The organism is Sporolactobacillus vineae DSM 21990 = SL153 (assembly GCF_000377985.1).
GTDB lineage: Bacteria > Bacillota > Bacilli > Bacillales > Sporolactobacillaceae > Sporolactobacillus > Sporolactobacillus vineae.
On record NZ_KB899043.1, the window covers coordinates 254,582 to 267,344 of the forward strand.

At 50.3% G+C, this 12,763-nt stretch carries 12 protein-coding genes; 4 read left to right on the forward strand and 8 right to left on the reverse strand.

Annotated features, from left to right (window positions below; translation table 11 throughout):
* Positions 1 to 284: 284 nt before the first annotated feature.
* The 4 genes from D889_RS0103535 to D889_RS0103550 all read right to left on the reverse strand — a co-directional run bounded on the left by D889_RS0103535 (position 285) and on the right by D889_RS0103550 (position 4,733).
* Positions 285 to 467, reverse strand: a complete 183-nt coding sequence (locus D889_RS0103535) for an alpha/beta-type small acid-soluble spore protein (RefSeq protein WP_010630447.1) — start codon at positions 465 to 467, stop codon at positions 285 to 287.
* 119 nt (positions 468 to 586) lie between these two features.
* Entirely contained in the window at positions 587 to 1,786 is a 1,200-nt protein-coding gene (gene thiI / locus D889_RS0103540) for a tRNA uracil 4-sulfurtransferase ThiI (protein WP_010630448.1), read from the reverse strand.
* 5 nt (positions 1,787 to 1,791) lie between these two features.
* The gene (locus D889_RS0103545; protein ID WP_010630449.1) at positions 1,792 to 2,934 is read right to left on the reverse strand and encodes a cysteine desulfurase family protein; all 1,143 of its coding nucleotides are present in this window, start codon (positions 2,932 to 2,934) and stop codon (positions 1,792 to 1,794) included.
* A 104-nt stretch (positions 2,935 to 3,038) separates the two neighbouring features.
* The gene (locus D889_RS0103550; RefSeq protein WP_010630450.1) at positions 3,039 to 4,733 is read right to left on the reverse strand and encodes a septation ring formation regulator EzrA; all 1,695 of its coding nucleotides are present in this window, start codon (positions 4,731 to 4,733) and stop codon (positions 3,039 to 3,041) included.
* A gap of 224 nt (positions 4,734 to 4,957) precedes the next feature.
* Here D889_RS0103550 and D889_RS0103555 point away from each other — a divergent pair, with 224 nt between their 5' ends.
* On the forward strand, positions 4,958 to 5,728 hold the full coding sequence (locus D889_RS0103555; RefSeq protein ID WP_010630451.1) for a sulfite exporter TauE/SafE family protein: 771 nt from the start codon (positions 4,958 to 4,960) through the stop codon (positions 5,726 to 5,728).
* On the opposite strand, the gene refZ is transcribed toward D889_RS0103555, so the two are convergent.
* The gene (refZ, locus tag D889_RS0103560; RefSeq protein ID WP_010630452.1) at positions 5,722 to 6,384 is read right to left on the reverse strand and encodes a forespore capture DNA-binding protein RefZ; all 663 of its coding nucleotides are present in this window, start codon (positions 6,382 to 6,384) and stop codon (positions 5,722 to 5,724) included. The genes D889_RS0103555 and refZ overlap by 7 nt on opposite strands.
* Positions 6,385 to 6,576: 192 nt before the next feature.
* Here refZ and D889_RS0103565 point away from each other — a divergent pair, with 192 nt between their 5' ends.
* The 3 genes from D889_RS0103565 (at position 6,577) to D889_RS0103575 (ending at position 10,638) form a co-directional block, all read left to right on the forward strand.
* Positions 6,577 to 7,026: a GAF domain-containing protein gene (locus D889_RS0103565; protein WP_010630453.1), complete on the forward strand. Its 450-nt coding sequence runs from the start codon at positions 6,577 to 6,579 to the stop codon at positions 7,024 to 7,026.
* A gap of 259 nt (positions 7,027 to 7,285) precedes the next feature.
* A complete protein-coding gene (rpsD, locus tag D889_RS0103570; protein WP_010630454.1) occupies positions 7,286 to 7,888 on the forward strand; it encodes a 30S ribosomal protein S4 in 603 nt (200 codons plus the stop codon).
* A 203-nt stretch (positions 7,889 to 8,091) separates the two neighbouring features.
* Entirely contained in the window at positions 8,092 to 10,638 is a 2,547-nt protein-coding gene (locus D889_RS0103575) for a transglycosylase domain-containing protein (RefSeq protein WP_010630455.1), read from the forward strand.
* A 100-nt stretch (positions 10,639 to 10,738) separates the two neighbouring features.
* Here D889_RS0103575 and ccpA read toward each other — a convergent pair whose 3' ends face one another.
* The 3 genes from ccpA to D889_RS0103590 all read right to left on the reverse strand — a co-directional run bounded on the left by ccpA (position 10,739) and on the right by D889_RS0103590 (position 12,714).
* Entirely contained in the window at positions 10,739 to 11,737 is a 999-nt protein-coding gene (gene ccpA / locus D889_RS0103580) for a catabolite control protein A (protein ID WP_010630456.1), read from the reverse strand.
* A 247-nt stretch (positions 11,738 to 11,984) separates the two neighbouring features.
* Positions 11,985 to 12,263, reverse strand: coding sequence for a DNA adenine methylase (locus tag D889_RS0103585; RefSeq protein ID WP_010630457.1), 279 nt, complete (start codon positions 12,261 to 12,263; stop codon positions 11,985 to 11,987).
* A gap of 28 nt (positions 12,264 to 12,291) precedes the next feature.
* Entirely contained in the window at positions 12,292 to 12,714 is a 423-nt protein-coding gene (locus tag D889_RS0103590) for a DUF948 domain-containing protein (protein WP_010630458.1), read from the reverse strand.
* Between the last annotated feature and the right edge of the window lie 49 nt (positions 12,715 to 12,763).

The window sequence follows — 12,763 nt, forward strand, 5'->3', positions numbered from 1 at the left end:
CAATAGAAAAAAGGATGTTTGCGGCTGGGATAACATTGAAAGCGGTTTTTAAAAAATGGCTCTGTTAAACTTGTCTGTTGTTTTTCGCTGCAGGCGCTCGCTTTCCGCGGGCGATCCGCTCAAAACAACGCAGCATAAAACAACAGTAAATGTGAACAGAGCTAAAAAATATATGGCGGATTCTCGTATCCGGAGCGGAAAAACAGCGTAGAATTTAAAACATCATTAAGAAAAGTAAAAAGGGACGGCATCAGCCGTCCCCTTGACAGTCTTTTTCATCTGGATCAGAACTTGCCGCTCAGTGCAGTTGCGACAAGACGCTTAGTGATTTCACCACCGACGGAACCATTGGCACGTGAGGTTGTATCCGGGCCAAGATGAACACCGAATTCAGAAGCGATTTCAGTCTTCATCTGTTCAAGAGCCTGTTCTGCACCCGGAACAAGAATTTTGTTGTTTTCAGCCATGTTTCTCACCTCCTTGTGCCATTATCATGTGCAGGCATGATCGGTACCATTCAGAAGTGAGTATGGTAATTATTTCAACCGGGTGAAGTCATCTTGTCCCGGAGGCAGAACGCAAAGGATTAAAGCAACTGGTTAAATGTATCCTTCTGGTTCTCATCCGCAGCTGTCTGTACGACGATACCGCGGACCGCCTCGTCAACAAGTGCGTCGATGTCCAGTGCCCGTTCGAAACGGGCCGCATGAATACGATCAGGACGCGTTCTCGGCGCTTTCGGCAAAAAGATCGTGCAGCAGTCCTCATACGGACGGATCGATATATCATAAGTGTCGATCTTTTTTGCAAGACGTGCGATCTCGATCTTGTCCATCGTGATCAGCGGCCTCAGGATCGGCAGATTGGTCACCTGGTTGATTGTATTCATGCTCTCCATTGTCTGGCTTGCGACCTGGCCGAGGCTTTCACCGGTAGCCAGCGCCAGCGCCCCGGTCCTCTGTGCTTCTTTCTCGGCAATCCGGAACATCAGGCGGCGCATGATCGTCACCCGGTAATCTTCAGGGATCTGATCACGGATCGCCAGCTGCGCCTTGGTGAAAGGAACAATATGGATCCGGACAGTACCGCCGAACGACTCGATTTTACCAGCCAGGTCAATGACCTTCTGCCTTGCACGGTCGCTGGTATAGGGCGGGCTTTGAAAATGAATGGCGTCAACAGTGGCCCCTCTTTTTGCGAGCAGATATCCGGCAACCGGGCTGTCAATCCCCCCGGAGAGAAGCAGCAGCACTTTCCCGCTGCTCCCGACCGGAAGTCCGCCGGCACCGTCGTATTCATGACCATAAATTCTTGTCTCATGATAGCCGACTTCAACACGCACGGTCAGATCCGGGTGATGCACATCGACGCTGACCCCTTCGCAGTTTTTCAGTACGCAGGCGCCCAATTCCTGATTCAGTTCACTCCCATGAACCGGAAATTGCTTATTCTTGCGGCGTGCCGCAATTTTAAATGTATGCACGTCCTTCTCGGCACCCATAACACGCAGAACGCCGGCACGGATGGCATCCAGATTATTTTCGACTTTGATCGCGGTAGAGATGTTCTGAATGCCAAAAATCCGCGTCAGAACGTGAATCACCGGCTCCGCATCCTCGCCATTCAGATGAATCTCCAGATCATCAAAATGACGTTTGACATCAAGTTTCGTGAAACGACTCAGCTTCGCCCGGACATCATTTTCAAGTTTCAGGACAAAATCCTTTTTGTTTTTACCTTTTAAGGTGATTTCGCCGAAGCGGATCACCAGATAATCATAAATCACTGAATTCACCTCATGACAGGTTTCAATTGACGCACCTTATCGGCCAGAACCGAAAGAAACGCGGCAATATCCTCTTCTGTATTTTCAAAAGCCGTGCTGATCCGGATCGCCTGACGCGCTTCCTGCTCATCTACACCCATCGCCAGAAGTACACCGCTCGCTCCGCTGTCCTTTGACGAGCAGGCAGACTTTGTCGACACATAAATTTGATTCTCTTCAAGCGCATGAACCAGCACTTCCGATCGGATGCCTTTCAACGACACGTTCATAATACTTGGCGCTGCGCCATCTTCCGGAGTATGGATCACTGCGTCATCGATCCGCGACAGTCCCTTCCGCAATTGCTGCTGCAGAGCAAGAAGGTGCCCGATCCCGTCCTTCTCATGTTCCTTCGTTATCCGCAGTGCCTTGACCATCCCGCAGATACCGGGAAGATTTTCCGTACCGGAACGCAGGCCGCCTTCCTGACCGCCTCCGGAAAGAAGCGGCGACAGCGATGTACCTTTTCGTACATAGAGAATACCCGTACCCTTTGGTCCATGAAACTTGTGTCCGGAAATGGTACACAGATCAATCCCGCTGTCTTTAAGTTCCAGAGGCACCTTCGAGAATCCCTGTACGTGGTCCACATGAAAGACCGTCGTCGGTTTCGTCTTGAGAAATTCTGCAATTTCCCGGATCGGCTGCACCGTGCCGACTTCATTATTCACATGCATCACCGACACAAGAATCGTATCTTTGCGGTACGCTTTTTTGAAATCGTCAAAAGAAATCCGGCAGTCACGGTCAACCGGAAGATAAGTCACCTCAAAGCCAAGTTCTTCCAGCTGATGGAAAGCATTGAGACTCGACGCGTGTTCCACCGTTGTCGTAATCAGATGGCGCCCGCGTCCGCGATATGCGAGTGCGGCTCCTTTCACAGCCAGATTGTTTCCTTCTGTCCCGCCTGAGGTAAATACAATCTCATCAGGATCAACACCAAGAAGTGACGCTGCCTGTTCACGTGATTTTGCCAGCAAGGATTCGCTTCGCCCGCCGAGGGAATGAATCGACGAAGGATTGGCAAAGAAATCTTCAGAAACCTTCTGGTAGGTTTCAATCGCCTCAGTATATGGTTTTGTGGTCGCACTATTATCCAGATAAATCATTATTTTCCATAACTCCTTTCATTTCCATACCGGATCACCCGTCATGAATCAGGCTGCTTTCTTCAGACAAAGAGCGTATCATGGAATGGCTCCAATGTCGATGATTACGCCTGATGTTGCGGGAATAAATCGGTCCTTTTTAATATTTTCGGTTCTTTCCGTTCGACAGCTTCGATAGCTGTTTTCACCGCTCCCGAATAGTCATACGCACGGAACTGTGCCTCGGCCTTGCTCAGATCACTGTCGATCTGCGGGTCGCTGCTCCGATAGCGGTTCCCGTAACGGATCATAAATTCCGCATACCCCGCCGTATCCACAAGCGAACGCGCCTGACGAGCCACTTCTTCGACGTCCTTTCCCGCTGCTTTGAGTGCCTCCCGCACTTCCTCCATGTTCAGGGGCTTCGCATCAAGTTTTTCATCAACAAACTTAATGTGATCGCCGGCCTGCTCCATAGCCGCAGAAAAAGACTGCGGTGCCCCGGGAAGATTGCTCCGCCGGAACAACTGGCCGGTTTCAAAAAGTGAATGCCGCAGCTGAACCATCGTATCCCGTGCTTCAATTTCATCTTTCCGCAAAGCTTTCAGTTTTTGATCAAATTCAAGGGTCAGCGAAGCAACATTATCGATATCCGACTGAATCTTTTTCAGTTGATCAAGCGCCAGACTGAAGGCTTCCGTATGACGGGAGAGCTGATCATCTGTCTGATTGAAATTTTTCTGCAGCTTCTGATAAGTCCTTCCGATTTCCCGCTGCGCGCTGAGATCCTCTTCCCTGATCCGGTAGCTGTCCCTGAGTGCCTCCGTCGAACGCGTCACCGCCTCAAGTCGTGTTCCGGTGTCTTCCAGTTTCGAACCGATCTCGGGAATCATCTCGATCACTTGCTTGCGGCTGTCCACTTCTTTATCAAGCTGACTGTAGAGCCAGTCCAGCTGATCATGGATGCCTTTAAGTCCTGCAGCAACCTGATCCAGTTCCAGTTTATCGACAAGATCTTTAAGTACCTGAAGCTGTTCTTCTGTCTCCCTGATCAGTGTATCGATGCGCAGATGTCCCAGCGAATAACCCTGTTCCTCCATTTCTTCCTTGCCCTGGCTCAGTTCTTTGAGCTGATCCGGAATCGACTGAAGGATTTCTTCATAGAAATCGGGTACTTGTTCAATCTGCCCGTTTACCTTTTCAATTTTTGTTTTCACTTGAAGGAGGATGTCCCTGGCTTCAATATAATTCCCGTTCTCTGTTTCACTGCCGTACTTTTCATAGTGATCGTCAATTTCCTTCACCGATGCTTCGAGCAGATTGAGGGCTCCGCGGAACTGGCTCCGTTTCGTGATCATCAGCTTTTTGATCTGATGGTAGGCTTCTTTAATCGGTGTGACATCATTCCTGTTCTTACGCTCGCTGTCCACCACCATGTTGATTTCCTTCAGGATCCGGTCCGTCTTTTCTTTTATGCCTTCCATCTGACGGTCCATCTGCGCCACCAGCGCGGCCGCTTTTTTAAACCGGTATCTGTCGGTGGATTCTTCCGCTTTAAACAGCTGTTCCTCAATGGAAGGCAGCTCGGCCGTTACAATGCTGTCCCAGTCTTTTCGCCACTGCTCAAACTTTTTTTCCGTATCGCCGGCCATTTTCAGCTGCTTGATTTTGGCGATTTCCCCGGCCAGCGGCAGCGCCGCAAGTGCGGTACGCGTTTCTTCAGCCCGATCGATGGCGCCGTAGGTTTTCTTCCTCATCCAGCCACCATACGAAATAACTATAATAATGAGAAGTATCAGTCCGATGATCAGATAAAGCATACGGAATTTCCTCCATTCTCGCATGAAACCCTGCTTACAATTATTATCTATTGTAACAAAAAAACAGCCTGTTAAGATTAAAAAAAGTAAGAAACAGTCGATTTTTGTGACATGGACGAACCCTTGCTGAACTCAGCGGCGTCCTGCACAAACGGTCCGGTGAATGCTATTATAATCAGCGTATTCTTGATCACATTCATCGAATGAACGGGGATGGCTGCGCGGTGACAGGCTTATGGACCACTCTTTTTCTGCTGACTTCAGGTTTCACGTCCGGTTTTATTGATGCGGTGGTCGGAGGAGGCGGGCTGATTTCGACACCGGCTCTGCTTGCCGCCGGACTCCCGCCGCAGATTGCGCTGGGCACCAATAAACTGGCCAGTTCGGCCGGATCACTGACCAGCTCGCTGACGTTTATCCGTTCCGGCAAAATCGACCTGAAACTGACGCTGAAACTTTTTCCTCTTTCCTTCTGCGGTGCCGTTTTCGGCGTCATGCTCGTCCATTTTCTCTCACCGGCCCTGCTTCGTCCGCTGATCCTGTTTCTGCTCTGTGCGGTCACTGTTTATACACTGGTGAACAAACAGTGGGGTGCGGCATCAACGTATACCGGTCTGACCCGAAAAAAAGCGGCCGGGTTTCTGCCGCTTACGTTTATTATCGGATTTTATGACGGTTTTCTCGGTGCCGGAACCGGTTCTTTCCTGATTTTCTCATTTCTGATGCTGGGTTTTGACTTTCTCTATGCTGCCGGAAACGCTAAAGTACTTAATTTCGGCAGCAACATCGCGGCACTGATCACCTTCGCCATTCTCGGCTACGTCGATCTGATGATCGGAATCATCATGGCGGCCGGCCTGCTGACCGGTTCATGGTGCGGCGCGAAATTTGCGATTAAAAAAGGTTCGTCTTACGTCAAAGTCCTGTTCATCATGATTACCGTTACACTGATTGGAAAAAACATCTTTGACTATCTAAGTACACTGTTTCACTGAAGACCTGTTTCCGGCAGGCGTTCCGTACGGTCCGTCAGTCGGGCGACCCATCTGCGGATGTAGCGAAGATAATTTGCGCGGAACGCTGCCTCACGCGGGTTCAGATAATAGACCTCTCTGAGGTACTGCGGCTGCATAAAGGGCATCGTGATGAGGTCCCGGTATTGCAGCATGACAAAGTCCGCGTTCAGCGGATCGGTTGCCGCATCATGAATAACTTGCCGGAACAGCCGGTCGAGCAAATATTTTTCTTTCATCAGATAGCTGGACATCAGTTCGCGGACAAGCTGGTTGTCCAGCGTCATCTCCCGGTGAACGAACCGCGAGAGATAGAAATAGTTCTGCTGGTAGCCGATCAGCTTATCCGCCACGTGAATCAGCCGTTCCTGAGACGACAGTCCGGATTCCGCCGCATCCTTCATGCCCCGTTCCAGTTCACTGAGATATCCCTCAAAGAACGAAGCCATCAGGTCCTCGAGAAGCCCCTGCTTTCCCCCAAAATAGTAGGAAACAAGTGCCAGGTTGACCCCCGCATCGGCGGCAATCGCCCGGACAGACGTCCCGTCGAATCCGGAGATGTTGAACAGCTTCAACGCAGAATGAACGACTGCCTCCTTCGATTTCGTACGTACTGAATGTCTGGACTCCGGCGCCATGCAGCGTCATCCTTTCCCTGGAATTTTTTCTGGACCGGCTGCTGCCCGGCCGCTTCTAACCTCTATAATACATTCGTCCTGAAATCCGTCTACCCTGCAAAAACTTTTTGTTCTCCCTGCTGAAAGTTGTAAAATGATCTGATAGAATGAGGTTATTAATGACTGTATCAAAGAAAGCAGAGGAGAAAACAAATGAATTCTGTAAATAAAACCCGGCTTCAGGTACTCGAATCGCTGGTTAAGGATGAACCGAGCCGGATCGCCAATCTGGCCAACAGTTCATCCTGGCTGAATGAATGTCTGGACCGTGTCAATTGGGTCGGTTTCTACCTGCTCGACAAAAAAGAACTGGTACTGGGGCCGTTTCAGGGAAAGCCGGCATGTGTCCGCATCCCTCTGGGAAAGGGCGTCTGTGGTACGGCCGCCCAGAATAATGAAATTGTCCGCGTTGCCGATGTCCACGATTTTCCGGGGTATATTTCCTGTGATGAAGAATCCCGGTCGGAAATTGTTGTACCGCTCATTTCCGGCAACAGGCTGATCGGTGTGCTCGACATCGACAGCCCGGTTACCGACCGGTTTTCAGAGGACGACCAGCAGTTTCTTGAAGCGTTTGCCGAAACGCTCGTCCGTTATCTGTAAAACTTGCTGCAGCGGAGCGCGGCCTGTTGACAGTGCCTGCGCGAAAACAGTATAATAGTCAGCGTGTAAAATGAGGCAGTGCCGGTAAGTTTCGGAAGTTTATTCTGTTCCTCTCCGTGAGGTGCATCATGTAACCTAGGCTGCCTGGGCGAAGATGCAAGATGGCAGAATCGCTTCGGAAGAACAGCCGGAGGTGTCATTTTATGCCGATACGGATAACGCGTTTATCCAATAAAATGACAAAGGAGGAGTCATCTTTATGGCTCGCTATACTGGTCCGATATGGAAGAAATCACGCCGTCTGGGAATTTCTCTCAGCGGTACAGGAAAAGAACTCGAAAGGCGTCCATATGCACCTGGGCAGCACGGCCCGACCCAGCGTATCAAATTGTCCGAATACGGCCTGCAACAGCAGGAAAAGCAGAAACTGCGGTTCATGTATGGTCTGAACGAACGGCAGTTCCGCCGGACATTTGACGATGCTGCGAAAATGAAAGGCGTACACGGCGCCAACTTTATGATTCTGCTTGAATCCCGTCTTGATAACCTGGTTTATCGGATCGGCTTCGCCAGAACCCGCCGTCAGGCTCGTCAGCTCGTCAATCACGGACATATTACCGTGAACGGCAAACGTGTGGACATTCCTTCCTATCGTGTTAAGCCGGGACAGACGATCGGCCTTCGCGAGAAATCGAGGAACCTGACCATCGTCAAAGACGCACTCGATACGAATACGTTCGTTCCTGAATATCTTTCCTTCGATGAAAAGAAGCTGGAAGCTACGTTCAGCCGGCTTCCGGAACGCTCAGAACTTCCTGCAGAAATCACAGAAGCCATGATCGTCGAATTCTATTCCAAATAATCCGCTGGACAACGTCCCGTCTGCTTTATGCAGGCGGGATTTTTTTCGGCCGATTTAACAAACGATAAGAAACCCGTACGGCTGCCGCAGTGAAGGCAGCTGCCATTCCCTTCCATTGCTTCCTGGTTTACGTTAAGATAGAAGAAACACGTCACTTGAGTGACGACTAGGAGCACAGTACAGATATAAAAAGGAGACTGGCAATGCGGTCCGGTATCAAAAAAATTTCCGAGTATTTCGATAAGTTGGCTGCGTTCTGGGCTGCCAGCCCAAAGATCCGCAAGTTCCATACAGTCGGGAAGACCATTTGGAATTCCTTCCTGATCACGGTCAGTGTCGTCTTCATCGTGGTCTGCTTCGGCGCCGGCGCACTGTCGGGTTATTTTGCCAGACTAGTGCGGGATCAGCCGGTTCTCAGCTATCAGACGCTGAACGCCGATATCAACAATTACAGTGAAAGCAGCATGAGCTTCTTTGCCGGGAATATCCCGATCGGACGGCTGAACAGCGAGCTGATCCGGAGCAAGACCAAATTCAGCGACCTCTCACCCAATCTCACACATGCTGTGATCTCCATTGAAGATGAGCTGTACTATCAACACCACGGCGTCGTTCCGAAGGCCGTCATCCGCGCCAGTCTGGAACAGGTGATGCACGATCCGCAAGTGACCGGCGGCAGTTCCATTACTCAGCAGTTGGTGAAAAATCAGATTCTGGGCAGTCAGGTTACCGTCGACAGAAAGTTCCGGGAGATCCTGCTTGCTCTGCGTCTGGAGAAATTCTTCACCAAAAATCAAATTCTTGAATCTTACCTCAATATGGCCCCGTTCGGACGGGACTCAACCGGGAGGAATGTGGCCGGCGCTCAGGCGGCCGCAGAGGGTATCTTTCATGTCCGTGCGGACCGGCTGAATCTGCCTCAGGCCGCTTTTCTTGCCGGTTTACCGAAGAATCCGTTTGCTTATACACCGTTCATGAATCAGGGCGGTCTTAAAAAAGATATCTCGGCAGGCGTCGGCCGGGCACATCAGGTTCTCAAACGGATGTATCATACCGGGACGATCACCAAAAGTCAGTTGAATACAGCGCTGAACTATGATTACCGGAAACATTTTGCAAAGCCGGGAAAACCGGTTTATTCCGATTACCCGTATCTGTCCCTCGAAGTGGAAAACCGGGCGACGCTGATTCTCGCTGAGAAGATGGCGGGCGAACAGGGACAGAACGGTCAGGTCCTCTATCAGGATTATCAAAACTACCGCAAGTTAATTTATGAAGCAGACAATCATTTGTACGGGAACCGCACGATCAGCGAGATCGCCGGGATTCACCATGAAAATTTCGAAACATTAAAGAACCATTACCAGCTCTTCTCAAGTCTTGAGAGTGCCGCACGGAAAAACCTCCAGTACGGCGGTTACCGGATTTATACAACGATCAACAAACCGATCTATGACGACATGCAGACATTTGCGGAAAATTATCAGGGCTACGGCCCGGATAAAACGGTCGCGGCCGGTAGAACAAAAACAGGTGCAGTGAAAAAAGTGTCGGATCCGATGCAGGTAGGCGCTGTCCTGATCGAAAACAAAACGGGTAAAATCATCAGTTTTGTCGGCGGGCGCGGCTTTAAATCATCGGAATATAATTATGCTACCGGTGTCACACGGCAGAATGGATCGACAATGAAACCGCTGCTTGTCTACGCACCGGCGATGGAACTTGGCCTGATTCAACCGGGCTCGATTGTCGCCGATCTTCCCTATTCACGGATCGTCAACGGTCATAAATATGAACCGACAGACTACGGTTCCACATCGACAACGAAAATTTTCAGCGGTTTTGAAACGGCCAGAAAAGCACTGGCCCTGTCCCATAATGTGCCTGCTGTCGATACATTTACCCGTCTGAGTTCGGCGACGGACAATGCCCCCGACTATCTTAAGAAAATGGGTGTGACTTCACTTGTGGGCAGTGACGGGCACAATGTTTCGGCAGCTTTGGGCGGCATCACAAAAGGGATCACCGTTGAAGAGAACACCAATGCGTATACAACATTTGCCAATGAGGGACAGTTCGTCGATGCCTATCTGATCGATAAAATTGTCGACGGCAGGGGCCGGATCGTTTATCAGCATCAGTCGAATCCGGTTCGCGTCTTCACGCCGCAGACCAGCTACCTGATGCTGGACATGATGCGTGATGTCGTGAAGAGCGGTACGGCACGTGCTCTTCCCGGTCTGCTTCAGTTTTCTGCCGACTGGGCAGGGAAAACCGGTACTTCTCAGAACTGGCATGATTCCTGGCTGGTCGCGTCGAACCCGAACATCACGATGGGCGTCTGGAACGGTTACGCCCATAACAGCCGGCTTAATCGCTATACGTATTCAACGCAGACACGCCAGCTCTGGGCAGGATTCGCCAACAGTGCCTATCATAACGATCCGCAGCTCATGGCGCCGACTGCGAAGTTTGCCCGGCCTTCAGGCATGTCCCGGACAGCCATGTGCGGACTTAGCGATCAGAAACCCACGGCCATCTGTCAGGCAGCCGGATTTGTGACAACGGATCTGGTGAATAATAAATATTTGCCGAAAACGTCGGTCGAAGCGCTTCAGCCGTCAGACGCTGCAGATTCCGGAACAGCCGGTGACCGGTACCGGATCAAACCGGAAATCATGAACTCGCGGTTTCCCTATATCAACCTGCATCAGGCCAACCCGAAATTGCTCGGAAAGATTATCCCCTGAATGCAGTGGAAAACAACCGTTCAGCTTAACACAAAAAACCGTCTTCCCCGGAAGACGGTTTTTTACTGTTCACTAATAAAGATTCATGCAGCCGATTGCTTCATTTCGTCGACTGCCGGTATTCAATCCGGTGCGGCAGAACGACCGTCACATTTTCGACCTTCTCGTTGTTCATGAGCTTCGTCAGCAGGCGCATGGCAACAGCGCCGATGTCGTAAGTCGGTTCGGCAATGCTGGAAAGCGTCGGACGGACCATCTGGACAAGCCGGGTGTTCTCGCTGCTGATGACTTCAATATCGTCAGGAACCTTCAGGCCGCGATCCTGGATTTGGGTGATCGCCCCGATCGCCATTTCATCCGAATCCGCAAAAATAGCAGTAGGCTTGTTCTCCTGATCGAGAAACTGCTCAGTCGCTTCTTTTCCGGATTCATAAGTATAATCCCCGACGGACAGCAGTGTCTCGTCAAACGGGATCGCTGCTTCTTTAAGCGCGCGTTTATAACCGTTCAGCTTCTCCTTGCCGCTGATCGGCACTTCCAGAGGACCATCGATAAAACCGATTTTCCTGTGCCCCTTCGCGATCAGTCCGGACACAACCTCATAAGCTGCCTGTTCATAGTTGATGTTGACGGAAGGAATCTTCTTATTCTCATCCACTGTGGCTGCAAGAACAATCGGAACAGACGTGTTGTTAAATTCTTCCGCATGTTCCTTCGTGATCTTCCCGCCCATAAAGACGATACCGTCAACCTGTTTTCCCAGCAGTGTCTGAAGCAGACGGATTTCCTTTTCCTTGTTCTGATCAGAATTGCAAAGAATAATATTGTACTTATACATCGTTGCGATATCTTCAATACCCCTGGCCAGTTCCGAAAAAAAGACACTGGATATATCCGGTATGATCACTCCGACCGTGGTTGTTTTTTTGCTGGCCAGGCCACGGGCAACGGCGTTCGGGCGGTAACCAAGCCTTTTAATGGCTTGCGACACCTTTTTTCTTGTGGTCGGCTTGACATTGGGATTCCCATTGACAACACGGGAAACGGTTGCCATCGATACACCGGCTTCACGGGCAACATCATAAATTGTAGCGCTCAAAACCATTCCTCCTCTTCCTGATCAGCCTTTCTGAACGGCTGTAACGTTTTCATTTTTCTGCACCTCAAAAAAGCCTGGCAGAACCAAACTTCCGATGCACCCGACTCGTCTTTGCCGGAACAGCAAGGCGGATAACGCCTGAGAAACGTTAATCGGGAACAGCTGACAATATATGACTATCATAACAAATTTTTCGCCATGAAACCAACATTGCCCGTAAAAAATTTTATGATACGACAAATTTCCTTCAGATATAATCTTTCGGAATCGGTATCATTTGCTGATCTTCATCGCTCGAGCGATGTTTCAGAAAATCAGCGGCTCTTTTCAGATCAATCGTCTTTTTCTGCGCACTCCGATAAAGCCTGGCACGCTCCGCATTTAACGCGGCACTTTGACTCTTTAGCCATTCCTTCCCTGAAGGAACGAATGAAAAATAAACTGCGGCGGCGCCCAGAAAACCGCCTGCCAGAAAACCTGTGAGAAAAGCCGTGCGTCTCCCGGTCCGGCTGTTCGATTGCGTCATAACCTGTCCCTTCTTTTGTCGAAAAAGATCATGAATCCGCTGATCTTCTGTTTTTCCAGCGATGGATCAGATCAATCGCTGCCTTGCCCCACTGCAATGCCTGTGCCGTCTTCCCGGCATGTTCCTCACCACTGCGCGCCACACTGGACGTGATCTTCCGAATGGAATCGTTTACTGTTCCGAGTGATTCCCCGAATCCCTGTACAGCATCGAACACACTGTTCAGAGATTTGGACTTCTGCTGGACATCTTCAGCCAGTTGGTTTGTCCGGTGCAGCAGTTCCGTTGTTTCTGCGTTGAGCCCTTTCATCTGTTCCTGAACATTTTCCAGTGTCGATGCCACGTCATCCATGGTTTTCTGAGCCGCGCTCAATGTCTGGGCCAGGAAATACACCAGGATGGAAAAAGCAACCGCAATAACGGCCACGGCCAGATACAGGATAATAATCACGGTAAGTCCCCCTTAATTAGCAAGTCCGTTTTAGTTTGATATATAAATG